The organism is Massilia sp. IC2-476, assembly GCF_020707295.1.
Taxonomy (GTDB): Bacteria; Pseudomonadota; Gammaproteobacteria; order Burkholderiales; family Burkholderiaceae_D; genus Telluria.
In genome coordinates, this window is sequence record NZ_JAJFER010000006.1 from 212310 (window position 1) to 238997 (window position 26688).

General features: G+C 68.2%; 15 protein-coding genes. 4 read left to right on the forward strand and 11 right to left on the reverse strand.

Features of this window, described 5'->3' with window-relative positions; genetic code table 11:
• Window positions 1-6 precede the first annotated feature (6 nt).
• The 7 genes from LK539_RS17135 to LK539_RS17165 all read right to left on the reverse strand — a co-directional run bounded on the left by LK539_RS17135 (window position 7) and on the right by LK539_RS17165 (window position 16067).
• Entirely contained in the window at window positions 7-2307 is a 2301-nt protein-coding gene (locus LK539_RS17135) for a GH92 family glycosyl hydrolase (protein WP_227802263.1), read from the reverse strand.
• Window positions 2304-4637, reverse strand: coding sequence for a GH92 family glycosyl hydrolase (locus LK539_RS17140; RefSeq protein WP_227802264.1), 2334 nt, complete (start codon window positions 4635-4637; stop codon window positions 2304-2306). Before LK539_RS17140 ends, LK539_RS17135 begins: the two co-directional genes overlap by 4 nt.
• Before the next feature lie 173 nt (window positions 4638-4810).
• Window positions 4811-10966, reverse strand: coding sequence for an SdrD B-like domain-containing protein (locus LK539_RS17145; RefSeq protein ID WP_227802265.1), 6156 nt, complete (start codon window positions 10964-10966; stop codon window positions 4811-4813).
• Window positions 10967-11086: 120 nt separating this feature from the next.
• A complete protein-coding gene (locus LK539_RS17150; RefSeq protein ID WP_227802266.1) occupies window positions 11087-11272 on the reverse strand; it encodes a PEP-CTERM sorting domain-containing protein in 186 nt (61 codons plus the stop codon).
• Window positions 11273-11641: 369 nt separating this feature from the next.
• The gene (locus LK539_RS17155; RefSeq protein ID WP_227802267.1) at window positions 11642-14068 is read right to left on the reverse strand and encodes an ABC transporter permease; all 2427 of its coding nucleotides are present in this window, start codon (window positions 14066-14068) and stop codon (window positions 11642-11644) included.
• A gap of 10 nt (window positions 14069-14078) precedes the next feature.
• On the reverse strand, window positions 14079-14759 hold the full coding sequence (locus LK539_RS17160; RefSeq protein ID WP_227802268.1) for an ABC transporter ATP-binding protein: 681 nt from the start codon (window positions 14757-14759) through the stop codon (window positions 14079-14081).
• Window positions 14760-14786: 27 nt separating this feature from the next.
• Window positions 14787-16067, reverse strand: coding sequence for an efflux RND transporter periplasmic adaptor subunit (locus LK539_RS17165; RefSeq protein WP_227802269.1), 1281 nt, complete (start codon window positions 16065-16067; stop codon window positions 14787-14789).
• A gap of 230 nt (window positions 16068-16297) precedes the next feature.
• Here LK539_RS17165 and LK539_RS17170 point away from each other — a divergent pair, with 230 nt between their 5' ends.
• Both LK539_RS17170 and LK539_RS17175 read left to right on the forward strand, forming a co-directional pair.
• On the forward strand, window positions 16298-17641 hold the full coding sequence (locus LK539_RS17170) for a sigma-54 dependent transcriptional regulator (protein WP_227802270.1): 1344 nt from the start codon (window positions 16298-16300) through the stop codon (window positions 17639-17641).
• Window positions 17631-18866, forward strand: a complete 1236-nt coding sequence (locus LK539_RS17175) for a PAS domain-containing sensor histidine kinase (RefSeq protein ID WP_227802271.1) — start codon at window positions 17631-17633, stop codon at window positions 18864-18866. Before LK539_RS17170 ends, LK539_RS17175 begins: the two co-directional genes overlap by 11 nt.
• On the opposite strand, the gene LK539_RS17180 is transcribed toward LK539_RS17175, so the two are convergent.
• Window positions 18863-19660: a helix-turn-helix transcriptional regulator gene (locus LK539_RS17180; protein ID WP_227802272.1), complete on the reverse strand. Its 798-nt coding sequence runs from the start codon at window positions 19658-19660 to the stop codon at window positions 18863-18865. The two genes, LK539_RS17175 and LK539_RS17180, sit on opposite strands and share 4 nt — an antisense overlap.
• A gap of 87 nt (window positions 19661-19747) precedes the next feature.
• Here LK539_RS17180 and LK539_RS17185 point away from each other — a divergent pair, with 87 nt between their 5' ends.
• Window positions 19748-20971 (forward strand): MFS transporter, encoded by a 1224-nt coding sequence (locus tag LK539_RS17185; RefSeq protein ID WP_227802273.1) that lies wholly within the window; start codon window positions 19748-19750, stop codon window positions 20969-20971.
• On the opposite strand, the gene LK539_RS17190 is transcribed toward LK539_RS17185, so the two are convergent.
• From LK539_RS17190 to LK539_RS17200, 3 genes are read right to left on the reverse strand one after another with little or no spacing between them, the layout of a single operon-like run.
• Complete coding sequence (locus LK539_RS17190; RefSeq protein WP_227802274.1) at window positions 20952-21806, reverse strand: hypothetical protein; 855 nt, start codon at window positions 21804-21806, stop codon at window positions 20952-20954. The two genes, LK539_RS17185 and LK539_RS17190, sit on opposite strands and share 20 nt — an antisense overlap.
• A gap of 59 nt (window positions 21807-21865) precedes the next feature.
• On the reverse strand, window positions 21866-22234 hold the full coding sequence (locus tag LK539_RS17195; RefSeq protein WP_227802275.1) for a hypothetical protein: 369 nt from the start codon (window positions 22232-22234) through the stop codon (window positions 21866-21868).
• Between the two features lie 28 nt (window positions 22235-22262).
• Window positions 22263-22655 carry a hypothetical protein gene (locus LK539_RS17200; RefSeq protein ID WP_227802276.1) on the reverse strand — a complete coding sequence of 131 codons (393 nt, stop codon included), beginning with the start codon at window positions 22653-22655 and terminating at the stop codon, window positions 22263-22265.
• Between the two features lie 155 nt (window positions 22656-22810).
• Between LK539_RS17200 and LK539_RS17205 the strand changes: the two genes are divergently transcribed.
• A complete protein-coding gene (locus tag LK539_RS17205) occupies window positions 22811-26617 on the forward strand; it encodes a PAS domain-containing protein (RefSeq protein WP_227802277.1) in 3807 nt (1268 codons plus the stop codon).
• Window positions 26618-26688: the final 71 nt, after the last annotated feature.

The following is a 26688-nucleotide window of genomic DNA, read 5'->3' on the forward strand; positions in this document are numbered from 1 at the left end:
TCTGCCTTACTCCCCCAGGCCGGCCGGGCGGGCCGGATCGCGCGAGAACGAATAGGGCGCGTCCTCTTCGCGTGTGCCGCGGCGCGTGTTCGGGCGCGTCGACATGCTGAAGTCGAGGGTGGCGCCCGCCGTGAGTTCGGCGTGGCCCAGCCAGTTGCGGCTGACAGGCTTGCCGGCGATGCGCAGCGCGTCGACATAGCGGCCCTGGCCCCTGGCCTTGACCGTCAGGGTGCGGCCGTTCTCCAGCTTCACGCTCGCCCGTGGAAACAGCGGGGTGCCGAGCACGTACTGGTTCACCCCGGGCGTGACCGGATAGAAGCCGAGGCTCGAGAACACGTACCAGGCCGAGGTCTGGCCGTTGTCTTCGTCGCCGCAGTAGCCGTCCGGCGTCGGCGCATACATGCGGTCCATGGTCTCGCGGATCCAGTGCTGGGCCTTCCACGGGGCGCCGGCGTAGTTGTACAGGTAGATCATGTGCTGGATCGGCTGGTTGCCGTGCGCGTACTGGCCCATGTTCGCGATCTGCATCTCGCGGATCTCGTGGATCACCGCCTTGTAGTAGCTCTCGTCGAACACCGGCGGCAGCGTGAACACGGTGTCGAGCTTGTCGACAAAGGCCTTGCGCCCGCCCATCAGCCGCACCAGGCCGTCGACGTCATGGAACACGGACCAGGAATAATGCCAGCTGTTCCCCTCGGTGAAGGCGTCGCCCCACTTGAAGGGATTGAAGGGCGATTGAAAGCTGCCGTCCCGGTTCTTGCCGCGCATGAGGCCTGTCTCGGGATCGAACAGCTTGCGGTAGTTCATGCTGCGCCTGGCGTAAATGTCGATCTCGGCGGCCGGCTTGCCCAGCGCTTTTCCCAACTGGTAGATGGTGAAGTCGTCGTAGGCGTATTCGAGCGTGCGCGCCGCATTCTCGTTGATGCCGACGTCGTAGGGCACGTAACCTAGCTCGTTGTAGTACTTCACGCCCTTGCGGCCCACCGCCGACATCGGTCCCTCATTGTCCGCGCCGTGCTTCAGGGCCTGCCACAGGGTCTCGATGTCCTGGCCGCGCACGCCCTTGATGTAGGCATCCGACACCACCGAGGCCGAGTTATTCCCGATCATGATGTCGGCATAGCCGGGGCTGGACCACTCGGGCAGCCAGCCGCCCTCCCTGAAGGCGTTGGCCAGGCCTTCCTGCATCTCGCGGTTGATCGATGGGTAGACCAGGTTCAGGAAGGGGTAGAGGGCGCGGAAGGTGTCCCAGAAGCCGGTGCCGGCGAACAGGCGCCCGGGCAGGACCTGGCCGTTGTAGGGACTCCAGTGCACCGGCTTGCCCGCGGCGTCGAGTTCGTACATCTTGTGCGGGAACAGCACCGTTCTATACAGCGAGGAATAGAAGGTCCGGGTCTGGTCGACCGTGCCGCCTTCCACCGCCAGCCTGCCCAGCACGCCGTTCCACAGCGCCTTCGCCTTGGCTTTCGTGGTGTCGAAGTCGTCCCGGCCAAGCTCGCGGCGCAGGTTCAGTTCGGCCTGCTCGAAGCTGATGAAGGAAGACGCGACCCGCATGTGGACCTTCTGGCCCCTGGTCGTCGCGAAGCCCAGCAGGGCACCGCTGTGGGTGCCTGCGTTTTCCAGCTTGCCTTCCTCGAGCTTGTCGCCCTGCCAGGTGTCGGTGGACGTGAAGGGCTGGTCGAACTCGATGACGAAATAGTTACGGAAGTTGGACGGCAGCGGCCCGCGCCGGTGCAGGGTGCTGTAGCCGATGACGCGGCGCTGCTCGGGCAGGATCTTCACCCAGGAGCCCTTGTCGAAGGCATCCACCACGACATAGCTGGCATCGGACTTCGGGAAGGTGAAGCGGAACTGGGCCGCGCGCTCGGTCGGCGCAATCTCCGTGGTGACGTCCGCGTCGGCCAGGTAGACGCTGTAGTAGTAGGGCTTCGCGGTTTCGGACTTGTGCGAGAACCAGCTGGCGCGCGCGTCCTGGCTGAAGCGCTTGGCCCCGGTCACCGGCATGATGGCGAACTGGCCGTAGTCGTTCATCCAGGGCGATGGCTGGTGGGTCTGCTTGAAGCCGCGGATCTTGTCGGCGTCGTAGGTGTAGGCCCAGCCGTGGCCCATCTTGCCGGTCTGCGGCGTCCAGAAGTTCATGCCCCAGGGGACGGCGATCGCCGGGTAGGTATTCCCGTTCGAGAGTTCCGGCTTGCTGGCCGTGCCCATCAGGGGATTGACCCATTCCACCGGGTCGCCTACCTTGCCGACGGTCTGGGCCTGCGCGGCGCAAGCGGCCAGCAACAATGCGGCTGCGAGCCCCTTCATGGCTGGTAGGCGGTCTGGGTGTAGGGGCGGGCAGTGCGTTCCTTGCCCCAGTCCTTGTTGGGCGTCGCCCCCATGGTGAACACCAGTTCGCCGCCGGCCGTGATGTCTTCGTGTTTCAGGTAGCTGCGCGCGAGCGGCTTGCCGTTGAGTAGAACACGGCCGACGTAGCGGTTCGCTTCCGAGAGACCCTCGGTGCGCACGGTGAAGCGCTTCCCGTTCGGCAGGTTCAGCTGGGTGCGTTCGAGGAAAGGGCGGCCGATCACGTACTCGTTGCTCCCCGGCGCCACCGGGTAGAAGCCCAGCGCCGTGAACGCGAACCAGGCCGACATCTGGCCCAGGTCGTCGTTCCCCGACAGGCCATCCGGGCGGTTGTGGTATTGGGTCGCCATGATGTGGGCCAGGCGTTCCTGGGTGCGCCAGGGCGCGCCCGCGTAGTTGTACAGGTAGGCGACGTGGTGCGAGGGCTCGTTGCCGTGCGCGTAGTGGCCGATCAGGCCCGAGATGTCTTCCATGTGGGCGTAGACATTGTCTTCCACCTTGGCGTCGAACACCTGGTCGAGCTTGTCCGACAGGGCCTCGTCGCCGCCCAGCATCGCGATCAGGCCGGCGTTATCGTGCGGCATATACCAGGAGTACTGCCAGGCGCTGCCCTCGGTATAGTCGCTGCCGAAGTTCGACTGCACCGGGTTGAAGGGCGTGCGGAATTCGCCGGTCGACTTGCGGGCGCGAATAAAACCGGTCTCGCGGTCGAACACGTTGCGGTAGTTCTGGGCCCGCTTGTAGTAGGTGGCGGCGATCTCCTTCTTGCCCATCTTCTCGGCCATGCGTGCGATGGTCCAGTCGTCGAACGCATACTCCACCGTCTTGGACGCCGCTTCCGGCTCGCGGTCGATCGGCACGTAGCCGAGCTTCATGTAGTGTTCCAGGCCGCCGTAGGGACCGTACTCGGCGGACGCCGTCATCGCGGCCAGCGCCTTGTCGGCGTCGAAGCCCTTGACGCCCTTCAGGTAGGCGTCGGCGATCACCGGCACCGCGTGGTAGCCGATCATGCACCAGGTTTCCAGGCCGTGGAAGGACCACACCGGCAGGATGCCGTGGGGGCTGTGCTGCTGGGCCGCGATCAGGGAGTTCACGAAGTCGGCGTTGCGCTTCTCCGGCGCTACCAGGGTGAGCAGCGGATGCAGGGCGCGGTAGGTGTCCCACAGCGAGAAGGTCGAGTGGAAGTTGAAGCCCCTGGCCTGGTGGACCTGATTGTCCGGACCGCGATAGCGGCCGTCGCGGTCCATGAACAGGGATGGCGCCAGCATGCTGTGGTAGAGCGCCGTATAGAACATGGTGCGCATCGGCTCGGGCGCCTCGGCCTGTACCTTCGACAGCGCCTCGTTCCAGGCCTGCGATGCGCGGGCGCGTTCGGCCTCGAAATCCCAGCCCGGCATCTCTTCCAGGTTGGCCAGGGCATTGTCTTCGCTGACCGGCGACAGCGCCACCTTCACCAGCAGGGTGTTGTCGCTCGAGGAACCGAACTCCAGCGCCGCCACCAGCGCCTTGCCCTCGACCAGGACCTTGTCCGCCGGGGTCTTGCCGGGCGCCGCGAAGCCGCGGTACTCGACCGCTTCCTCGCGGTTGTGCAGCTGGCGTGCACTCATCGGGCGCGAGAACTTCACGGCGAAGTAGAGCTGGCGGCCCGGCGCCCAGCCGCGCGTCTCGCGCATGCCGGTCAGCGTGGTGGCATCGCGTACCCGCAGGCGCGACCACAGGTTCTTGCTGCTGTAATCGTAGATGCTCTGGCGCAGGTCGAGAATCAGCTTGGCGGATGCGTCTTTGGCGAAGCGGTAGCGGTGCAGGCCCACGCGCTCGCTGGCGGTCAGTTCGACGTCGACCTCGTTGTCCTTCAGGCGCACCGCGTAGTAGCCCGGTTCGGCCTTTTCCTCGTCGTGCGAAAAGCGCGAGCGGTAGCCCGAGAAGGGCCGCTCGGGATAGCCCGGCTCCAGCTTGGTCTCGCCGCTGGTCGGCATCAGGAGCACGTCGCCCAGGTCCGAGTGGCCGCTGCCGGAGAAGTGGGTGTGCGAGAAGCCGAGGATCGACGTGTCCTCATAACGGTAGCCGGCGGCCCAGGGATAGCTCTGGCGGAAGTGGCGCACCTGGGTGTCGGGGCTGAGCTGGACCATGCCGAAGGGGCGGGTCGCACCGGGGAAGGTATGGCCGTCGCCGCCGGTGCCGATGAAGACGTTCACGGCCGCTGCCGGTGAGCCCGGCGCCGCTGCCTGGGCCAGCGTGGCCGCCGCGAACAGGGATAAAGAGAGGACAGCGCGGATGGGACGGACGGTCATGGGGTCTCCAGCAGTGGCGGCAAACGCATTCTTGTCTCGCTTATATATGCCGAGTTTGCCTTCAGGGCAACAATGCGATGGTAACTCAGCCATTGTTTAGCGCGTTTACTAAACAAATAATGAAAAAGGCCGGGCACCCTGGGCGCCCGGCCTTTGCTGTGCCGCAAAGCGGCTTACATCACCGGCAGCGGCTGGCCTACCACGGCCACCGGCAGCGCCGCATCCTGCTCCAGGCCGTCCAGCAGCTCGGCCAGGGTCGGCGCGCCGTCCAGTGCATCGCGGGCGTCGATCGCGAAGTAGACGTCGGTCATGTCGGCCACGGCGCCGGAGGCCAAGGTTGCGCTGCTGCGCTCGAGGTGCAGGTTGCCCTGGGCGTCGACGAAGGGCAGTTCGACGTAGGAGACCTTCAGCGACACCACGCCCGCCTGCGCCAGCGTCATCAGCTCGCCGGCATCGGTGCTGTGGCTGCCGTTGGCGTCGCGCCAGATGCGCAGGTCGCCGAAGGCGGCGTCCTGGGCGTCCACCACGCCATCGCGGTTGCTGTCGTAGGCGGCGAGCTGGCTGAAGCCGGCGCCCCTGGCTGCGCCGCCGAACAGTTCGGCGATGCCGTCGATCGTGCCGTTGCCGTTGGCGTCGACCGCCAGGAAGCCGTCTTCACCCGACAGCCAGCCCGAGGCGATCGCGCGGCCGTTGCCGAGCAGGTCGAAGCTGGCGTCCGAGCTTGCCCTCGCCACGGTCTGCACGCCGTCGCCGTTCAGGTCGATCACGATCGGGGTGATCGCCGCATCCCAGCTCATGTCGTTCTCGCCCGAGCTCAGGGTGATGTTGTCGGTGCGGGTCACGTTGGTCTTGGCGACGCCGTCGCCGTTCACGTCCGAGTCGATCGCATCGTTGCTGCCGATGTTCTTGCTCGCCCACATCCAGTTGTCCATGTTGATGCCGTTGTAGATGACATCGTTCTTGTCGAACTTCAGGTAATAGGTGCCCGGATCGAGGTTGCTGAACTTGTAGTTGCCGGTGCTATTGGTCTTGGTGGTCGCGAGCAGGGCGCCGGCGGCCGTGTACAGCTGGACCGTCACGCCGGCAATGCCGCCTTCGCCCGTGTCCTGGATGTCGTCGTGGTCCTTGTCTTCCCACACCTTGTCGCCCAGCGAAGCCTTGCGGTACAGGCCCGCATCCCAGCTCAGATCGTTCTCGCCCTGGTCGAGGGTAATCAGGCCGCTCCGGCCGGCGCTGGTGTCGATGTCGGAATCGACGGCATCGTTCGTGCCCTGGTTCTGTTTGGTGACGAAGTAGCCGCTCGGCTCGGCCACCTCGATGCGGTAGCTGCCCGCGTTCAGGTTATCGAACAGGTACTTGCCGTAGCTGTCGGTGAGCACCGTCTCGAGCACCTTGCCGGTCGAATCGAGCAGGCGCACGGTGACGCCCTTGATACCGGCTTCGTTGCTGTCGCGGATGCCGTCGAAGTCGAGGTCTTCCCACACCGTGTCGCCGATCGAGCCGCGCTTGACCGCCACCGGGGTGGGCAGCTTGATGTCGTCGATGTCGGTCGCACTGTTGTTGTTCGGGTTGGTGTCGACGAAGCTCGAGGGCGGCGCCACCTTGGCCGTGTTCGTCACCTGCGCAGGCACGGTGCTGGCCTTCCACACCAGGAAGTCGTTGTTGCTGCCGTTCGGGTTGCTGCCGGCGACGAAGAACACGTACTTGGCGTCGGCATTGAAGCTCGACGGGCGCAGGCTCAGGATGTCGCCGCTTTCCGCGCCCACGCCGAAGTCGCCGTACTTGAAGCTGAACTTGGTGGTGAGGGTGGCGAGGTCAGGCACCGGATTGTCCGACCAGTACAGGGTGCCGATCTCGGCGCCGCCGGAACCGTTTGCATCCAGGTTCGACACCCACAGCGAGCTCCATTGTGCGTCATCGCCCTTGGCCAGGCGAATGACGTCGGTGTTCTTCTGGTTGCTCACACCGGTGACGGCTTCGCCGCCGGCCGCATCCTCGTAGCGCGACAGCACGCCGATGCCCTTGTCGTCGCCGGCATTGCGGCCCCACAGGGTGGCGCTGCCGATCACGCCCGACGCGATGTAGGCCGCGTCGGCGGTGATGCCGTTCACGGTCTTGCTGCTGCCGACGGCGCCGTTGGTGGCGAGGGTGCTGAAGTCGGCCACCGTCTCCAGGGCTGCCAGCGAGGCGACCTTGGCGGTCACGGTGTAGGTGATGCTGGAGCCGCCGTTCAGGGTCACCGTGTCGTTGATGCTGCCGGTGCCCGACAGCTGGTTGCCGCTGGCGCCGGAGCTCGCGCTGCTGGTCCAGGTGACGTTGGTCAGGGTCGACGGGATCGCGTCCGTTACCACGGCGTTGGCCGCGATCGCAGTGCCGGTGTTGGTGACCACGATCTTGTAGGTGATGGTCTGGCCCGGCGTCACCCAGGTGAGGCCATCGGTCTTGGTAATGGCCAGGTCGCCGGTGACGTTGACCACGCCCGCATCGATGGTCCTGTTGTTTTCGCCGGAAGCCAGGGTCACGACTTGCGACAGGCCGGTGGCCGCATTCGCGTCCGAATCGAGCGCGTCGTTGCTGCCTGCATCGGCAGTCGCGTAGACGTGGCCGGTCGGCTTGCTGAACTTGACCTGGTACTGCACGCCCGGGGTCAGGTTGCTGAAGTTGTAGACGCCGTCGGTACCCGTGACCGTGGTGACGCTGGTGTTGTCGCCGGTGGTCGCCAGCAGCCCGTCCGCGCCGCCGCCCAGCAGGGTGATGGTCTGGCCGGCCAGGCCGGTGGCGCCGTCGTCCTGCAGGCCGTTGGCATTGGTATCGACCCATAGGCGGTCGCCCAGGCTGGCAGTGGCGTAGATGCCGGCGTCGATGCTGTCGTTGTATTCGCCCGATGCCAGGGTGACGACCTGGCTCTTGCCGGTGGCGGCGTCCGCATCCGAATCGGCGGCGTCGCTGCCCACGTCCTTCCTGGTGAACAGCATGTCGGCCGGCTTGCCGAAGGTGACCTGGTACTGCGTGCCCGGGGCCAGGTCCTTGAACAGGTAGTTGCCGCCGGCGTCGGTGGTGGTGGTCACGACCGTGTTGTCGGCCGTGGTCGCGACCACGCCATCGAGACCGCCGCCCGTCAGGGTGACGGTCACGCCGGCGACGCCGAGTTCGCCGGCATCCTGCTGGCCGTTGGCGTTGGCGTCAACCCAGACACGGTTGCCCAGGCTGGCCGGGTTGTAAATGCCGGCATCGATGGTCGCATTGTGTTCGCCCGAGCCGAGCTTGAGGACCTGCGACAGGCCGTCGGCGCCGGCGTCGGAGTCGGACGCATCGCTGCCCGTGTCGCGGGCGGTGAACATGCTGCCTGTCGGCTTGTCGAACCTGACCTGGTATTCCATGCCTGGCGCCAGGCCTTCGAACTTGTAGGCGCCGCTGGCATCGGTGGTGGTGCTCACGACCGTGTTGTCGGCCGTGGTCGCGAGCAGGCCATCGAGGCCGCCGCCGATCAGGCTCACCTTCACGCCGGCCACGCCCAGTTCGCCGCTGTCCTGCTGGCCGTTGGCATTCGCGTCGAGCCAGACGCGGTCGCCCAGGCTGGCCGGCGCATAAAGGCCCGCGTCGATCGTGGTGTTGTTCTCGCCGGAGGCGAGGGTGAGGACCTGGCTCAGGCCATTGCTGCCGGCGTCCGAATCGCTGGCGTCGTTGCCGCTGTCGGCGCGGGTGAAGACGCTGCCGGCCGGGGCGCTGAACTGCACCTGGTATTCGGCGCCCGGGGTCAGGCCGTCGAACCGGTAATGGCCGCTGGCGTCGGTCGTGGTCTCGACGCTGGTATTGTCGGCGGTGGTGGCGATCTTGCCGTCCGCGCCGCCGCCGATCAGGCTCACCCTGGCGCCGGCGACGCCGGTTTCGCCATCGTCCTGCTGGCCGTTGCCGTTGGCATCGAGCCAGACGCGGTCGCCCAGGCTGGCGCTGCGGTAGAAGCCGGCGTCGATGGTGGTGTTGTTCTCGCCCGATGCGAGGCTCACGACCTGGCTCAGGCCATTGCCGCCGGCGTCCGAGTCGCTGGCATCGTTGCCGGCGTCCTGCCTGGTGGCGAGCATGCCGTCCGGGGTCCCGAACTGCACCTGGTATTCGGTCGCCGGCACCAGGCCGTCGAAGCGGTACTTGCCGTCGGCGTCGGTCAGGGTATCGACGGTGGTATTGTCGGCCGTGGTGGCCAGCTGCCCGTCGGCGCCGCCGCCGACCAGGGTCACCTTGACGCCGCCGATCCCGCCTTCGCCCGCATCCTGCTGGCCGTTGGCGTTAGCGTCGTGCCAGACGCGGTCGCCGAGGCTGGCCGGCATGTAGACGCCGCCGTCGATGCTCTTGTTGATTTCGCCCGATGCGAGCACCACGACCTGGCTGGTGTTGGCGCCGTCGGCATCGGAATCCGCTTCGTCGTCGCCGGCGTCGCGGCGGGTCAGGATGCTACCGGCCGGCATATCGAACGCGATCTGGTATTCGACGCCGGGGGCCAGGCCGGTAAAGGCGTAGCGGCCGTCGGCGTCGGTGCTGGTGGTCGCCGTGGTGTTGTCGCCCGCGGTCGACAGCAGGCCGTCGGCGCCGCCGCCGTGCAGGGTCAGCCTGACGTTGGCGAGGCTGGTTTCGCCGGCATCCTGCCGGCCGTTGGCGTTCGCGTCGAGCCAGACACGGTCGCCCAGGCTGGCCGGCGCATACACGCCGGCGTCGATGGTGCTGTTGTTCTCGCCCGATGCAAGCTTGACGACCTGGGACAGGCCATCAAGGCCGGCATCGCTGTCGAGGCTGTCGTCGCCGATGTCGGCGCGGGTGAACACGCGGCCGTCCGGGGCGCTGAATTTCACCTGGTATTCCGCGCCTGGCGTGAGGCCGTCGAACTTGTAGTTGCCGTTGGCGTCGGTAACGGTATCGACACTGGTGTTGTCGCCCGTGGTCGCGAGCAGGCCATCGAGGCCGCCGCCGACCAGGGTGACTTTCGCACCCGCCACGCCCGCCTCGCCCGCATCCTGGCGTCCGTTGCCGTTGGTATCGAGCCAGACGCGGTCGCCCAGGCTGGCCGGCGCATAGATGCCGGCGTCGATGCTCGTGTTGTTCTCGCCCGATGCGAGGGTGACGACCTGGCTCAGGCCCTGCGCGTCGGCGTCCGAGTCGCTGCTGTCTACGCCGCTGTCCTGGCGCGTGAAGACGCTGCCGGCCGGTTTCTCGAACCGGACCTGGTATTCCACGCCCGGTGTCAGGCCGCTGAACGCGTAGTTGCCGTTGGCGTCGGTGGTGGTGCTGACGGTGGTGTTGTCGGCGCTTGTCGACAGCTTGCCATCGAGGCCGCCGCCGAGCAGGGTCACCTTCACGTCGCCGACGCCGGTTTCGCCCGCATCCTGCTGGCCGTTGGCATTGGCGTCGAGCCAGACACGGTCGCCCAGGCTGGCGCTCTTGAAGAAGCCGGCGTCGATGCTGGTGTTGTTTTCGCCCGGCGCCAGCACCACCACGCTGGACAGCGCGGCGTCGCTGTTCGCGTTGGAGGCGGGGCTGCCATCGGCCTGGCGCGGGCTGACGCGGTCGTAGCCGGCGGGCAGCGAGAAGCTGACCTGGTAGTTCAGGCTCGGGGTGAGGCCCTTGAACACGTAGTTGCCGCCGGCGTCGGTCGTGGTGGTGCCCAGCTGTTCGCCGGCGTCGTCGAAGTCGCCGTCCAGGTTCTGGTCGCGCACCAGCTTCACGGTGGCGCCGGCAATGCCTTCTTCGCCCGCGTCCTGGATGCCGTTGGCGTTGACGTCGTGCCAGACGCGGTCGCCCAGCGAGGCGGCCTTCATCTCGACGATCAGCGGCTGGAAATGGGTGCCGGCCGCCATCGGGTCGACGACCACGCCGATGGTGTCGCCGATGCCCGGCACGTAGCCGTCGTGCTGCAGCGCCTGGGCCACCAGGGCGTCGATGTTGGCGGCGCTCTGCGGGCCGACATAGTTGCTGATCGGGTTGCTGCCCATGAGCTTCCAGATCGCGCCCTGGACGTCGCCGTCGGTGGCGTTCAGGCGCTTGTAGTTGTTCAGCAGCCAGTTGATATTGTCGAGGTTCTGCAGCTGGATCCGGTTCGCCAGGCCCGGCACCGCCTGCAGGTTCGCCAATTCGTAGGACGAGTAGATGTTGGCGGTGTAGGTCGCTTCGATCGGCAGCGAGATGTCGCGCACCAGGCACCACGGGTCATACAGGGTGCCGCCGCTTGGCGCGCCCGGATTGAGCGGGGTGACGCCCTTGATGTAGAGGCCGACCAGCCAGTAGTGGTCGGGGTTTCCGTATTCTGCAACGAAGGTGATGACGCTCGGCGTGGCTGACATGGTCGTCCTTGACAATAATTTTGGCAAACAGGTGCCCATGCGGGCCCTCGCAGGCCAGCGCCGGGTTCACTCTTTCGGGAAAAGGGCGATGCGCGCCGGAGGGCGCGCATCGCAGTCCGCTTACTTCTTGCGGATCTTGGCGACCAGGGCGATCACGCCGAGGGCGCCGAGGAACAGGGCAGGGGTGCTCGGCTCCGGCACCTGGCAGGGGCCGAAACGGCCGCCGCAGGTTTCGGCTGCCGCGTCGCCGATGAGGAGCAGGAGTGGCGCGCTCGCCAGGACCAGGTGTTTCACAACGCTTTTCATGTTTTTCCCTTGTTTTCGTTATTGGATCAGTGTTCGCATGATGCCAATGTTGCTCCCCTAGCAACGCATGTTTCCTTTTTGCACCATGTGAGCCGTGATATTCTCATGATAATTATCTTTTATCAAGAGAATTGTTGAACTTGTAAGTGTTATGCAACGCGGAAAGTATTGAATTTGCCGTAGGGAATCGTATTTGCGACTGGGCTGACGTTAAATTCCCGTTAGGAAACATATCGTAGCAATCGAAATCGTCAAATCAAGAAGGAGGGAAGCGGGAGGGCCGGCGTGGCAGAATGCCGAAAGGAATTGCATGAACTGCATGATCTTGCAGGATGGGGGCGCCGGTGCGGCGCCCCCGTATGGTCGACGCTATTCGCGCAGGGCCTGCGCCGGACGGATCTGCATCGCCGCCACCGCATGGCGCACGGTCGAGCCCATTGCCACCAGGGCAGCCACGACCAGGGCCGCCGCCAGGGTCCAGGCGCCCACCGGCGCCCGCTCGGTGAAGCCGGCCAGGTAGCGCTGCACCGCGACGAAGGCGACCGGCAGTCCGAGCAGGGCGCCGATGCCGATCAGCGCCACGAACTCGCGCGCGACCAGGCGCCCGATGGCGGCCCGGCCGGCGCCGTACAGCTTGCGCAGCACGATTTCGCGCGCCTTGCGCTGCACGCTGTAGGCCGCCAGCACGTAGATGCCGAAGGCGGCGATGGCGGTGGCGATCACGCTCGATGCCGCCAGCAGCTTGGCCAGGCGCAGGTCGTCCGCGTAGTTGAGCGCATACAGGGAGGCCATGCGCTGCACCTCCAGGACCTCATTCGGGAAGTAGCGCGGCCATAGCGCTTCGATCGCTTGCTGCACCGGCTTCTGCTCGCCTGCGCTGCGTACCGTGAAGGTCCCGGTGCGTTCGCCGAGGTAGTAGACGGTGGGCTGCATCTGGGCGCGTGCCGAACGGTGGCGGATATCCGGCAGCACACCCACCACCTGCATTGGCGGCTCGCCATCGCCCGAGACGATCGGCGAGCTGATGAACTTGCCGACCGCGTCGCGGGGGCTGGCGAAGCCGAACTTGCGTGCGCCCGACTCGTTGATGACGATCTTGTTCTCGTCCTGCGGCCGGTCGCGCGCCGGGTCGTATAGCCGGCCCGCGACCGGCTTCAGGCCGTAGACCTGGAAGAACTCCGGACTCACCCAGAAGACGTTGATCTCGATCGGGCTGCCGCCGGCGCGCTGGAGCGCGGTGCTGTTGCGATTGACCGTCACCGGCGCGTCGCTGACGGCCACGCCGCTCACGCCCGGGATGCGCGCCAGGGCGTCGCGGAAGGCGCGCACATTGGGGCTGCGCATGTCGTCGTCGGTGGGCACGATCAGCAGCGGCGCCGCGTCGAAGCCGGGATCGAGGCTGCTGGCGTGGCGGGTCTGCCAGGCCACCGCCAGGGTCAGGCCGGTCAGGCCCATCGCGGTGGCGAACTGCAGGACGGTGAGGACACGGCGCAGGCGCAGCCCGCCCACGGTCTCGCTGTTGCCGCGGCCGGCCAGCGCCGCGGTGGGGCGTACCGCGATTGCGGACCAGGCCGGGTAGGCGCCGGCCAGTACGCCGAGCCCGACTCCCAGCAGCATGCTCAGGCCGAGCGACAGCGGGGTGAACATGCGGTCCAGTTCGCGCTGCACCAGGTCGGAGAAGACCGGCAGCAACAGCCAGGCCAGCAGCAGGCCGATCGCGGTCGCGACCAGGCAGACCAGTACCGACTCCGCCAGGAAGTGGCGGCTGAGCGCCCCGGTGCCGGCGCCGAGCACCTTGCGCACCGCGATCTCGCGCTGGCGCCGGACGGTGCGCACGGTGGCCAGGTTGACGTAGTTGGTAGCGGCCAGCACCAGGATCAGCACCCCGACCGCGGCCAGGCCGAAGATGGTGCGGCGGTCGCCGTGGGTCGGGGACTGTTCCTTGATCAGCGGGTCGAGATAGGCGTCGGCGAGGGACCCGAGACGGAATTCGATCAGGTCGCGACCGTTGAGCGAGGCTACCTGTTCGGGGCTCATGCGCTGGATGAAGCTCGAGGCCCGCATGCTGCGGCGTAGCGCATCGAGGGCGGCCTGGGCGCTCCCGCCCGGCAGCAGCTTGACGTAGACGCCGCCGTGCGACGAGCCCCAGTTGGTGGTCACAAGCTCGCGGTATTCCTGCTTCCAGATCGCGGTCCTGCTGCCGGCCAGCGCGGCGTAGGGCAGGGTGGTGGCGGCAGGCTGGTTTTCCAGCACTGCGGCGATGCGGTAGGGCTGCCCCGCGACCAGCACGGTCTTGCCGACGACGTCCGTGCTCGCGAACAGCTGGGTCGCGGTGTCGCGGGTCAGGGCCAGCGTATCCGGACGCGCCAGCGCCTCGGCCAGGTCGCCGGCCAGCACCGTCGGGTTGAAGATCTGGCGGAAATCCGGATCGACGACCGTGAGGCTGATGCTGCGTATCTCGGCGCCGACCCGTACGTCGATGCTGCTCTCGATGAAGCTGCTGGCCAGCAGTGGCGTGCCGCTGGCAACGATGGCGTCGCGCGCGGGCAGGCTGGCGGCATCGCCCCAGTTGCCGCTGCCGCTGGAAATATTCCACTTCTGCATCAGGCGATAGATGCGGTCGCGCTCAGGGATATGGCGGTCGTAGGAGAGCGAGTGGGCCACGTAGCCGAGCAGCAGGAAACAGGCCGCAAAGCCGACGGCCAGCCCCAGCACCACGACGGCCGAGTAGCCGGGTTCCTTGACCAGCAGGCGCCAGCCGATGCGGAAGTCACGAAAAGCGTCGCGCAGGATCATCGATGGCTCCTCATGCTGCCTGCAGGGCGTCGACCACCACGCGGCCGTCCACCAGGTGCAGGGTGCGCGAAGCCTGGGCCGCGTGCGCCGGCGAGTGGGTCACCATGACCACCGTCGTGCCCTCGGCATTGATGTTGCGCAGCAGGCGCATCACCTCGTCGCCGTGGGCGGTATCCAGGTTGCCGGTCGGTTCGTCGGCCAGCAACATCGCCGGCTCGGCCACCAGGGCGCGTGCGATCGCCACGCGCTGCTGCTGGCCGCCCGACAGCTGCGAAGGACGGTGGCGCGCCCTGTGCGCCACCCCCAGGCGCTCGAGCATCGCGTCCACCTTGCGGCGACGCTCCGCGGCCGGGGCGCCCGTGTATTCCAGGGCCAGCTCGACGTTCTCGTACACGCTCAGTTCCTCGATCAGGTTGAAGCTCTGGAAGATGAAGCCCACGCGTCCGCGCCGCAGCGCGTTCAGGCGCGCCTCGCTCCAGCCGGCCACGTTCTGGCCTTCGAAGAAGTATTCGCCTTCGTTCGGCACGTCGAGCAGTCCGAGCACGGAGAGCAGGGTGGACTTGCCGCAGCCCGAAGGCCCGGTAATGGCGACGTATTCGCCGGCCGCGATGTCGAGGTCGACGCGGTCGAGGGCGCGGGTTTGGACTTCGCCCGCCTGGTGGATCTTGGAGACACCCCTGAGTTTCAGCATGCTGCTTCCTTTCTTGTTTATTTCAGTTTAGTTCAGCTGGAGCTGCTCGGCCTTGCCGAACGGTCCGTAGCTGGAGATGATGACCTGCTCGCCGGGGGCCAGACCCGACAGGACCTCGACCTGGCTGTTGTTGCGGCGGCCGAGGCGCACCGCGCGTTTTTCCGCGCGGCCGCTGGCCTTGTCGACCACGAAGACCCAGGCGCCGCCGGTATCGTTGACAAACGCGCCGACCGGCAGCAGCAGGGCCCTGGCCGCCTGGCCCAGGGTCAGCTGCGCGTCCAGGCTCTGGCCCGGGCTGATCACGGCCGGCTGGTCGCCGGTGAACACCATCTCGGCGGTGAAGCGGCCTTCGCGGATCTGCGGGAACACGGCGCTGACCTTGAGCGGATAAGCCTTGCCATCCTGCGTCACGCTCCCCTGCAGGCCGCGCGTGACGCGGCTCAGGTAGAACTCGTCGATCTCGACCTTCAGCTTGAAACGCTTCGGGTCGTCGATGCGGCCGATGTTCTGGTTGGGCTGCACGGTCTGGCCCACCTGCAGGCGAAAGTCGGTCAGCATGCCGTCGCTGGGCGCGCGCACGGCGAGCGCGTCGACGGTGGCGCTGACCAGCTGCAGGCCGGACTGCAGTCCGTCGATCGCGGTTTCCATCTGCTGCAGGCCGCGCTGGCGCACCCCTTCCTCGGTGTCGATGCTGCGCCGCTCGTCCTCCAGCGCGCGGCGCTGCTGCGCCAGCTTGTCCGCGGATTCTTCCAGCGCGACGGCCGAGATGAAGCCCTGCTGGGCCAGGCGGACATTGCGGGCATGCTGCTTTTCGGCCTGCTGCACGTCGAACTGCAGGGTCGAGTAGCGCCGCCGGTGCTCGCTGCGGCCGGCTTCCTGGGCCACGCGCAGGTTGGCCAGGTTGGAGATCTGCTGCGCGTGCTCGGCCTGGCGTTCCAGCAGGGCCAGGTTGCGCTGCGGGTTGGACAGGCGGAACAGCAGCTGGCCCTTGCTCACGCTCTGGCCGTCCTCGACCAGCACTTCCTCGACGCGGCCGGATTCGACCGAGTCGAGCATGATGGAGTTGAGCGGCTGCGCGCTGGCGCGCACCACGATGTCGTCGCGGAAGATGCCGTCGGCAGCGGCGGCCACGCGCACGTCGGCGCTTGCCACCTGCAGGCCATGCGGCATGAAATGCCAGGCGCCGGCGCCAAGGGCCAGCAGGAGTGCGGCGGCAGCGCCGGTGCGCAGGTAGAGGCGGCTGCGGCGTTTCGGCACCACCGCGTCCATGGCGGCGCCGGTCACGGCTTGTGGAGGGAGTCTGTCCATGAGGCTTGTTTTGCTTTGCTAGGGTGGATACGGGTTTGCACGCTGTTGTCGCAACTTCCGTGCCACCACCTTTTCGCCCCTTGCGGACGGCTTGTCCGGCGAAACTGTCCGGATCCGGACAGGTATGCATGTTCGTATGCGGACAGGTGTCCGCCGGACCGTCCGCAGGACGTATCCGCCGCCATGTGGCGCTGCTAGAATGCCCTTGTTCTCATCCTGGCAAGCCGCGCATGTCCCCATCGACCGCATCCATCCTGATCCTCGACGACGACGAGGACGTCGCCTGCGCCGCGCAGATGCTGCTGCGCCGGCGCTATGGGCGGGTTGCGACGTTGTTCGACCCGCGCGCTCTGGACGGGCTCCTGCAAACCGAAACGCCGGACCTGGTGCTGCTGGACCTGAACTTCACCCCGGGGCGCATCGACGGCGCCGAGGGGCTCGCGGTGCTCGACCGGCTGCGCGCCCAGCCACGGGCCCCGAGCGTGATCGCACTCACCGCCTATGCCGACATCCCGCTCGCCGTCGAAGCGCTCAAGCGCGGCGCGAGCGACTTCATCACCAAGCCCTGGGACAATGCGCGCCTGGTGGCCGCGGTCGAGGGCGCACTGGCGCGCAGGGCGGCCGCTCCCGCCGGTGCGGTGGCGTCGACGCTGATGGGAGAGTCAACCCCGATGCGCGAGCTGCGCGCGATGATCGCCGCGGTGGCGCCGACCGAGGCCAATGTGATGGTGCTGGGCGAGAACGGCGTCGGCAAGGAACTGGTGGCGCGCGCGATCCACGCGGCCTCCAGGCGCGCCGACGGCACCTTCCTGGCGGTGGACATGGGCGCGCTGCCGGAAAGTACCTTCGAGAGCGAACTGTTCGGCCACCGGCGCGGCTCCTTCACCGACGCGCGCAGCGACCGTCCGGGGCGCTTCCAGGCCGCGCGCGGCGGCAGCCTGTTCCTCGACGAGATCGGCAACATGCCGCTCGGCGCCCAGGCCAAGCTGCTCACCGCGCTGGAACGGCGCGAAGTGACTCCGCTCGGCGCCGACCGCGCGGAAGCGATCGACGTGCGCGTCGTCAGCGCCACCAACCTCGATGAAGCGCGCCTGTTCGATCCGTCCGTATTCCGGCCCGACCTGCTGTTTCGCCTGAATACGATCGTGCTGCGGGTGCCGCCGCTGCGCGAGCGGCAGGACGACATCCCGCAGCTGCTGCACCACTACCTGTCGCTGTACGAACAGCAGTACGGGCGCCCGGTGCGCGAGCTGGCGCCCAGCGCGCTCGAGCAGCTGTGCGCCTGGCCCTGGCCGGGCAACGTGCGGGCGCTGCGCCACGCCTGCGAGCGGGCGGCCATCCTGGCCGGGCAGCCCGAATACCGTTTCGACGACTTCGGCCTGGGCGCCCCGGCGCCGGCCGCGCCGCCGGCGCAGCCTGCCGCGGCCGCCGAAGAGTTCAGCCTCGGGGCGCTCGAGCGCGAGACCATCGCCGCCGCCCTCGACAAGGCCAAGGGCAATATCAGCCTGGCGGCGCGCATGCTGGGCCTGTCGCGGGCCGCGCTGTACCGCAAGCTGGGCAAGCATGGCATCTGAGGCGCGGCTCAAGGCGGCCGTCCTGCTGTGCATGGCGGGCGTGGCAAGCCTCGCATTCGGGGCCGGCATGGTGAGCGGCTCGCCGCGCCTGGTGGTCCTGTGCGGCCTGGCGGCGCTGCCGCTGCTGTGGACCGCGTGGGGCCTGCTCACCCGGCTGGCGATGCTGCGCCATCCGAAACCGCCGGAGGCGAAGGCGGTCCTCAGCATCGAACAGCAGCATCTGGTCGACAGCGCGCTGGCGCTGGAGACCAGCCTGGAACACGCGCCGATCGCGCTGTTCCGCATCGAGGGCGCAGGCGGGGAGGGCGTGGTCAAGCCCCTGAACGGCAACGCGCGCAAGCTGGTGGCGCCGGGCCGGGCCAGCGACCCGCAGGCGCTGTACCGCCAGCTGGCCGCGCAGCCGGGGGAGCAGCGCAGCATCATTCAGTTCGATACCGAGCGCGGCGTCGAGCGCGCGCTGCTGGCGCTGTCGACGCTGTCCTTGCAGGACAGTGCGCAGCGCCTCGCGGCCCTGATGCCGGTCGAGAGCGAGCTGGAGGCCGAAGCCCTGAACGCCTGGCGCCAGCTGGTGCACGTGCTGACCCATGAAATCATGAATTCGCTGACGCCGGTGGCCTCGCTGTCGCGCACCGCGCGCGACATGCTGGAAGACTGCCGGCCCGCGCTGCCGCCCGACATCGGACACGACCTGGTCACCGCGCTGGACGCCATCAGCCGCCGCGCCGACAGCCTGGCCGATTTCGTAGCGAGCTACCGCAGCCTGTCGAACGTGCCGACCGCGCGTCCGGAACGGATCCAGGTGAGCGCCCTGTTCGAGCGCGTGCGGGCGCTGGTGGCGCCGCTCTGGCGCGCACGCGGCGGAGAAGTCCGGTTCTCGGTGGAGCCGGCCACGCTGGAACTGGTGGTCGACCCGGGCCAGCTGGAACAGGCCCTGATCAACCTGCTCAAGAATGCCTTTGAGGCCAGTGCCGCCGTGGACGGGGCGCGTGCCCAGGTCAGCGCGCGCCTGGTGCGCGGCGGGCGGCTGCGCATCGAGGTGGCGGACGAAGGCCCGGGCGTGCCGCCGGAACTGGTGGCGCATATCTTCACGCCTTTCTTCACGACGAAGAAGCAGGGCGGCGGCATCGGCCTGGCCATGGTGCGCCACCTGGTGCACGAGAACGGCGGCACGGTGCGCTACGCGCGCCCGGTCGGCAGCGGCGCGCGCTTCGTGATCAGTTTCTAGCTGCGCGTCTTCTCGCCGGCGAAAAAGCCCGAAGGCGTGCTGCCGAAGGTCTTCCTGAACATGGCGGTGAAGGCGGACTGGCTGGCGTAGCCGAGCTGCTGCGCCACCTGCCACAGCGGCAGGCCGCGCGCGATCAGCGAGGCGCCATGCGCCAGGCGCACCTGCTGACGCCACTGGCCGAAGCCCATCCCTAGCTCGCGCTCGAACAGGCGCGCCAGCGTGCGCTCGGAGGCGCCGGCCTCCTTGGCCCAGTCGGCCAGCTTGCGGGTGTCGCTCGGCGCGTCGATCAGGGCTTCGCACAGGCTGCGCAGGCGCTTGTCCATCGGCAGCGGCACCCGGATCGGGCGCGAGGGCGCGCGCGCCAGCTCGTCCAGGATCAGTTCCCCCAGCAGGGCGGCGCGGCCGGCTTCGCGCGGCTGCTCGCCCACTTCGAGGGCCGCGATCAGCTCGCGCAGCAGGCTGCTCACTTCCACCACGCGGCAGTGCTCGCCCCCGAAGGGATTGCGCGAGGCGTGGATGCGCAGGGGGCTGAGACAGGCCGCTTCCAGCATCGTGACTTCGTGCACCACATGCGGTGCGATCCAGATCGCGCGCTGGGGCGGCACGATCCAGCTGCTGCCTTCTGCGCTGACGCGCATCATGCCATTATGGGTGTAGGTCAACTGGCCCCACTCGTGGCTGTGGGCGCCGACCGAGACGTCGGCCGGCAGTTCGCGCGACCACAGGCTGACCGGGCGTTCGCCGGTCGGGCCCGGGCCCTGGGTCGGCGGCAGGATGGCGCGAATGCTTTGCATGGCAGGTTCTCGACAAATCTTGACGCCCTATCTTAAATCGGACGGCGCGACTTTGCTTACACTGGCCTTTTCGACAAGGACGGCGGGATGGACGCAGAGAACAACAGCTTCAAGCGCGACGCGCGCGTGATCGGCCTGGTCGGCCTGGCGCACGGCACCTCGCACTTCTACCACCTGATCCTGGCGGCCCTGATCCCCTGGCTCAAGCCCGCCTTCGGCCTCAGCTACACGGAACTCGGCCTGCTGATGACGGTGTTTTTCGTGGTCTCGGGCGTGGGCCAGGCCCTGGCCGGCTTCGTGGTCGACCGCTTCGGCGCGCGCGCCGTACTGTTTTCCGGCATTGCGATGCTCGGCGTGTCGGCGCTGGTGCTGTCCGGCGCCGCCAGCTATGCGGGACTGGCGTTGGGCGCACTGCTGGCCGGCTGCGGCAATGCCGTGTTCCACCCGGCCGACTACACCCTGCTCAACCAGCGTGTCTCGCGCGAGCGGCTGGCCCACGGCTTCTCGGTGCACGGCATCAGCGGCAACATCGGCTGGGCAGCTGCACCGATTTTCCTCACCACGATCGCAGCAGCCCAGGGCTGGCGCGCCGCGCTGCTGTGGGCGGCCGCGCTGCCGTTGGCGGTGCTGGCCCTCCTGGTGCTGAACCGCGGCGTGCTGTATCCAGACCCGCGCGTGGGCCAGGCTGCCGGCGCGCAGGGCGGCACGCTCGCTTTTCTCAAGCTGCGCGCGGTCTGGCTGTGCTTCGGCTTCTTCCTGCTCACCGCGGTGGCGCTGGGCGCGATCCAGAGCTTCGCCACGATCAGCCTGGAAGCGCTCTACGGAATCTCGCATGCGCTGGCGACCAGCTCCTACACCGCCTATATGCTGGCCTCGGCGCTTGGCATGGTGGCGGGCGGCTTCCTCGGCGCCCGCTCGAAGCAGCACGACCGGACCGTCGCGCTCGCTTTCACGTTGGCGGCACTGCTGGCGCTGGTGCTGGCCGCGGGCGCCGGCCCGGCATGGATGGCATTGCCGCTGATGGGCCTGATCGGCCTGTGCTCGGGCGTGGCCGGTCCCTCGCGCGACCTGATGATCCGCGCCGCGGCGCCGCAGGGCGCGACCGGGCGCGTGTATGGCGTGGTGTATTCGGGCCTGGACAGCGGGCTGGCGATCGGACCCTTGCTGTTCGGCCTGGTGATGGACGCCGGACGTCCCGGCTGGGTGTTCGCCGGCGTGGCGCTGTTCCAGGCGCTGGCGATCGCCACCGCGGTGGGCGTGGGCGGCAGCACCCGCGCACGCCAGGACGGGATCAAGGGCCAGGCTGCCTAGGAGTGGCTGCGAGCGCAGGCAGGGAAGCGCTGGTATGCCCGAGCTCGACCACGTGGGTGTAGGCCCCGCCGCGCTGGGGTGCACGCGCGATGACCGGGACCGCCAGCGCGGGGCCGGCTTCGTCTTCGCCATGCACCCGGCAGTCGGGCATGCAGCTGAAGGAGGCGCCGCGGCTCAAGAGATTGCCGATCGTGGCCGGGCCGAGGTCGCGCAGCAGCACGCCCATCGGCGTGTCGATGCGCATCGGCATGCCTGCCATCTCGGATGGCGAGGGCGGCGCCAGGCGGTTGTGCATGTTGCCAGTCAGGGCGATCACGACCAGTTCCGGCGCCGCCGTCGAAGCGTGGCGTACGCGTGCGGCCATGTGCTCGTCGCGGGTGCCGGGTGCGCCCCGCGGCTTGTCGATCGCGATCAGTCCGACCGGCAGGCCGTGTTCGCGCCAGCGCCGCGCCTGTTCGATCAGGGCCAGCACCGCCATGCTCGAGCGCCCGTCGCGCACTCTTTCCCAGAAGCGCGAGCCGGAGGTGAGAACGGCGCGCGCGCTGTCGCCGCCGCTTGAGGCCATGTAGGCATCCAGCCGCGCTTGCTGGTCCTGCGGGATCTCGAGCGCCAGCGTCACCGGCCGGCCGCCGTCCAGCGCCGCGCAGGCAAGGCGCGCGGCCAGCGCCGGATACTCGCGGGTGCCGTGGATCTCGCCGACCAGGATGATGCGCGCACTGCGCGCCAGCCCCTCGGGGTCGTTCAGCGGTCCGCAGCCGTCGGGCACGGCTGCGGTTGCCGCCAGCGGCGCCAGGGCTGTCACCAGTAGACTGCACAAGTTCAAGAATGCGCGCATGCTTTCTCCCTCGTGTGTGATATGGACGAGGAAGTGTAGCGCGCTGAACCGCCGGAAATCTATCTGATTGTCATGTCCGCCGCAGGCTGCTGGGCATCCGGTGGCGGCGCCGCAACAAGCTCCTGTGCGTCGCGCATCACCGTCAGGATGGTGCGCACGCAGGCCAGGGTAGGCACCCCAGTCTGGGCGTCGGCGCCCTTGGCATAGGCGCGCGCGATGCGGGTGGCGGCCGGGGCGCCGCCCGGCACCTGTTCGCGGTACAGGCGGATCAGGGTAACGACCGTCTCGTGCAGCGTGTGCTGCCCGGCCCGGGTGATGTTGCGTCCGTTGCCGGGCTCGCGTATCGAGTCGGCAACGATCTGTTCCAGTTGCCGCTCGGCCCTGCCGATGAGCATGGCGACCTGGCCGGGTGTGAACGTGATGCGCATTGCGTCTACCTCGTCTTCCGTGATGTTGTCATGCCGCCTCCGTGGCGCAGGCTGCGTTGCCGGACCCCGCGCGCGGCATGATGCGCGAAGGCCTTACCCGTGGCGGCGGCGGGGGCGGGGCGAAGGGCCTGATCTGGGTCAGGGTGCCGCTGAAGGGCGCCACCGTGTCGTCGATCTCCCGCCCCTCGGCGCTGAAGTCGGCATCGCCCGCCAGATACTGGGCGATCGCGATTCTGACAATCGTTCGGTTGGTGAGTTCGGCCGACAGTCCGACTTTCCGGCTGTGGTAGAGGAAGGTGGAGGTGCCGCCTTCCGGTCCCGTGATCTCGACCTTCTTCGGCAGCGAGAAGCCGTAGCGCCCGCTGGCCCAAAGCTTGACCAGGCACGCGCCGCTGGATGGAGTTGAAAAACTGAAGTTCATGAACAAATCCTAATGGCGGCTGAGCGTATGCACGATTCGAAATTGTTCCAAACCGTAACGGGCGAAACATTCATTTCCTGTTATCACCGAAACAAGTCACGAAACTTCCCGGTGGGCTATACTGTCCGCCGACCTCAACCAGACTCCGCGCTGCCATGCTAGCTGCCGATTGCGACAAACCGATGTCCACCCCGGCAGCATTCCTCGCCGGCGGCGGCGAGATGGGCGCCCTCATGCGCGCCCACGACTGGGCCAGCACGGCGCTGGGCGCGCCCGCACTGTGGCCGGCCGCGCTCCAGAACACGCTGCGGCTGCTCCTCGGCTCGCACCACCCGATGTTCATCTGGTGGGGACCGGAACTGGTCCAGTTCTACAACGATGCCTACCGGGCCACGCTGGACGAGCGGCGCCATCCGTCCGCCCTGGGCCAGCGCGGGAAGGAATGCTGGGAGGAAGCCTGGCCGACAATCGGACCGCAGATCGAACAGGTGATGCGCGGTGGCGGCGCCACCTGGAACGAGCACCAGCTGGTGCCCTTGCTGCGCAAGGGTGTGCTGGCCGACGCCTGGTGGACCTATGGTTTCAGCCCGATCGAGGACGAACTGGGCGTGCGCGGCGTACTGGTCATCTGCAACGACGTCACCGAAGAGCACCGCAACCGCATCGCCCTGCAGGAACTGAACCGCTCGCTCGAAGAAGAGGTGGCGCAGCGCCGCCGCGCCCAGGCCGAGCTGGCGGCGGCCAAGATGCGCAGCGACGTGGCGCTGGCCGTCTCCGAACACCAGATCGAGCGCCAGCTCGACGACTGGCAGCAGCTGCATGCGATGACCGAGCGCCTGCTGGACGTGCGCACGCTGGCCGCGCAGTTTGACATCGTGCTGCGCACCGTCACCAGCCTGCACGGCTGCCGCCAGGGCGCCATCGCGCTGTTCGACGAAGGCGCAGGCGGCCTGCGTGTCCAGGCCAGCCAGGGCGTCAGCGCGGCGGGCCTGGCGGCGCTTGCCTGCGTGCCTTCCGGCGCCGGCGCCTGCGGCACCGCCTTCCGCGACGGGCGGCGCGTGGTGGTGGCCGATACCGCCACCGATCCGCTGTATGCCGCCTACCGCGGTTTCGCGTGCGACGAAGGAATCAAGGCCTTGTACAGCACACCCTTCTTCGGCAACGACGGCCGGGCGCTGGGCGTCATCAGCGTCTATTTCGGCGAGCGCCGCGTACCGGACGAGCGCGAGACCCAGCTCACCGACATCTGCACGCGCCAGATCGGGCCGCTGGTCGAGCGCGAGCGCGCCCAAGCCCGGCTGAACCTGGAACAGGAGCGCAGCCACCACATCCTGCAGACCCTGCAGGATGGCTTCGTGCTGATGGACCGCGATTTCCGCGTGCTCCAGATCAACGCCGTCGGCCTCGCCATGGAAGGGCGGCCCGCGGGCGAGATCGTCGGACGCACCCACTGGGATGCCTGGCCCGGCTCGGAGCAGCAGCAGGCCGGCCTGCTGTACCAGCGCGTGATGCGCGAGCGCGTCGCCGCCAGCATGCCGTTGGCGTACGGGCGCAATGGGCAGACGCGCTGGTTCAGCGTGCACGCCTACCCGTATGACGACGGGGTCGCGGTGCTGTACCGCGACATCACCCAGCAGCGCGAGACCGAACGCGAGCTGGAGGAGCTCGGGCGCCAGTCCGAGCAGCGCCGCCGCCTGTACGAGACCTTCCTGTCCAATACGCCCGACCTGGCCTATGTGTTCGACCTGGAGCACCGCTTCACCTATGCCAACGAAGTGCTCCTGAAGATGTGGGGCCGCAGCTGGGAGGAGTCGATCGGCAAGAACTGCCTGGAGCTCGGCTACGAACCCTGGCACGCCGAGATGCACGGGCGCGAGATCGACCAGGTCAGGGCCACCCGCGCGCCGATCAAGGGCGTGGTGCCCTTCAACGGCAGCTTCGGGCGCCGCATGTACGAGTACATTTTCGTACCCGTCATCGGCCCCGACGGCGAAGTCGAGGCCGTGGCCGGCACCACCCGCGACATCACCGAACGCCTGCAGTCGGAACAGTCGATCCGCGAGAACGAGGAGCGCTTCCGTTCGCTGATCGTCGCCACCACCCAGGTGGTCTGGCACTGCGGTCCAGACGGCGCCATGGAAGCGGACTCCCCGACCTGGCGCGCCTATACCGGCCAGAGCTACGAGGAGTGGAAGGACTTCGGCTGGGTCGACGCCATCCATCCGGACGACCGCGCCGCTTCGCTCGCGCACTGGCGCCAGTGCGTCGCCGAACGCCGTCCCTACGAGTCCGAACAGCGCCTGCGTACCGGCAACGGACGCTACCGCTGGACGGTGGCGCGCGCGGTGCCGATCGTCGGCCAGGACGGCGCCATCCGCGAATGGGTCGGCACCACCAGCGACATCCACGACCGCCGCCAGACCGAACTCGAGCGTCAGCGCTTCGTCACCCTGGCCGAACGCAGCGAGGATTTCATCGGCATGGCCGGCCTCGACCTGAAGCCCTTCTTCCTGAACCCGGCCGCGGTGCGCATCGTCGGCGCGGCCTCGCTGGAAGAAGCGCTGGCCACGCCCGTGCCCGAATTCTTCTTCCCGGAAGACCGCGACTTCATCGCCAACACCTTCCTGCCGCGCGTCGCGTCCGACGGCCACAGCGAGACCGAGCTGCGCATGCGCCACTTCCGCAGCGGCGAAGCGATCTGGATGATCTACACGGTCTACGTGATCCGCGACCAGCATGGCCAGCCGGAAGGCTATGCCACGGTGAGCCGCAACATCACCGAGCGCAAGCTGGCCGAGGAAAGGCTGCGCCGGGCCACCGTGGAACTGGGCGACGCCAACGACCGCAAGACCCGCTTCCTGGCCACCCTGGCGCACGAGCTGCGCAACCCGCTGGCGCCGCTGCGCACCGGCCTGGACCTGATGCAGCTGCCGGGCAGCAGCCCGCAGGCCCTGGCGCGCGCGCGCACGATGATGGACCGCCAGCTGCGCCAGATGGTGCACCTGATCGACGACCTGATGGACATCGCCCGCATCGACAGCGGCAAGATCGAGCTCAAGCGGGAGCAGGTGACCCTGCACCAGGTCGTCACCATTGCCGTCGAAGGCATGATGCCGATCATGGAAGCGGCTGGGCACCGCCTGGAAGTGGCGGTGCCGGACGAGACGGTGTGGCTCGACGCCGACCCGACCCGGCTGGCCCAGGTCCTGACCAACCTGCTCACCAATGCCTGCAAGTACACGCCGCCGGGCGGCGTGGTGAGCTTGTCAGGCCGGGTGGAAGGCGCCGAGGTCGTGGTCGCGGTGCGCGATACCGGCATGGGCATCCCGCCGGACGCGCTGGAGAGCGTGTTCGACATGTTCAGCCAGGTGTCGCAGAACATCGGCCGTGCCCAGGGCGGGCTGGGTATCGGCCTGGCGCTGGTGCGCAGCCTGGTGCAGATGCATGGCGGTTCGATCGTCGCCGACAGCGCCGGGGTTGGGCAGGGCAGCACCTTCACCCTGCGCCTGCCGCTGGCGGCGCAGCCGCACGCCGCTCCGGCGGCGCCGGCGGCCGAGGCGCCGCAGCTGGGTGCGGCCGGCCTGCGCATCCTGGTCGCGGACGACAACGTCGACGCCGCGACCATGCTGGCCGCCGTGCTGAGCGCGCGCGGGCATGGGGTGACGCTGGCGCATGACGGGCGCGCCGCGCTGGCGCTGGCGCAACAGCAGGCCTTCGAGCTCCTGATCCTCGACGTCGGCATGCCGGGCCTGTCCGGCTACGAACTGGCGCGCGAGGTGCGCAAGCTGGCCCACCTGGACCGGGCGCTGCTGGCCGCCCATACCGGCTGGGGCGCGGAGCACGACCGCGCCGAGGCACACGCGGCCGGCTTCGACGCCCACCTGACCAAGCCGGCGGGCCTGGACGAGATCGACGCATTGCTGGCCCGGTTGCCCGCGAGGCCGGCACGGGACCGAGCTTGAGCTGACCGGCGCGTGTCGAATCCGCGAGCGCTCGTTCGTCGTGGGGATGCAGCAGCCATCATCCCTTTCAC

Excerpts from the sequence above, each read along its gene's own strand:
- LK539_RS17135 (WP_227802263.1), bottom strand. The coding sequence starts at position 2,307 with ATGAAGGGGCTCGCAGCCGCATTGTTGCTGGCCGCTTGCGCCGCGCAG.
- LK539_RS17140 (WP_227802264.1), bottom strand. The coding sequence starts at position 4,637 with ATGACCGTCCGTCCCATCCGCGCTGTCCTCTCTTTATCCCTGTTCGCG.
- LK539_RS17145 (WP_227802265.1), bottom strand. The coding sequence starts at position 10,966 with ATGTCAGCCACGCCGAGCGTCATCACCTTCGTTGCAGAATACGGAAAC.
- LK539_RS17150 (WP_227802266.1), bottom strand. The coding sequence starts at position 11,272 with ATGAAAAGCGTTGTGAAACACCTGGTCCTGGCGAGCGCGCCACTCCTG.
- LK539_RS17155 (WP_227802267.1), bottom strand. The coding sequence starts at position 14,068 with ATGATCCTGCGCGACGCTTTTCGTGACTTCCGCATCGGCTGGCGCCTG.
- LK539_RS17160 (WP_227802268.1), bottom strand. The coding sequence starts at position 14,759 with ATGCTGAAACTCAGGGGTGTCTCCAAGATCCACCAGGCGGGCGAAGTC.
- LK539_RS17165 (WP_227802269.1), bottom strand. The coding sequence starts at position 16,067 with ATGGACAGACTCCCTCCACAAGCCGTGACCGGCGCCGCCATGGACGCG.
- LK539_RS17170 (WP_227802270.1), top strand. The coding sequence starts at position 16,298 with ATGTCCCCATCGACCGCATCCATCCTGATCCTCGACGACGACGAGGAC.
- LK539_RS17175 (WP_227802271.1), top strand. The coding sequence starts at position 17,631 with ATGGCATCTGAGGCGCGGCTCAAGGCGGCCGTCCTGCTGTGCATGGCG.
- LK539_RS17180 (WP_227802272.1), bottom strand. The coding sequence starts at position 19,660 with ATGCAAAGCATTCGCGCCATCCTGCCGCCGACCCAGGGCCCGGGCCCG.
- LK539_RS17185 (WP_227802273.1), top strand. The coding sequence starts at position 19,748 with ATGGACGCAGAGAACAACAGCTTCAAGCGCGACGCGCGCGTGATCGGC.
- LK539_RS17190 (WP_227802274.1), bottom strand. The coding sequence starts at position 21,806 with ATGCGCGCATTCTTGAACTTGTGCAGTCTACTGGTGACAGCCCTGGCG.
- LK539_RS17195 (WP_227802275.1), bottom strand. The coding sequence starts at position 22,234 with ATGCGCATCACGTTCACACCCGGCCAGGTCGCCATGCTCATCGGCAGG.
- LK539_RS17200 (WP_227802276.1), bottom strand. The coding sequence starts at position 22,655 with ATGAACTTCAGTTTTTCAACTCCATCCAGCGGCGCGTGCCTGGTCAAG.
- LK539_RS17205 (WP_227802277.1), top strand. The coding sequence starts at position 22,811 with ATGCTAGCTGCCGATTGCGACAAACCGATGTCCACCCCGGCAGCATTC.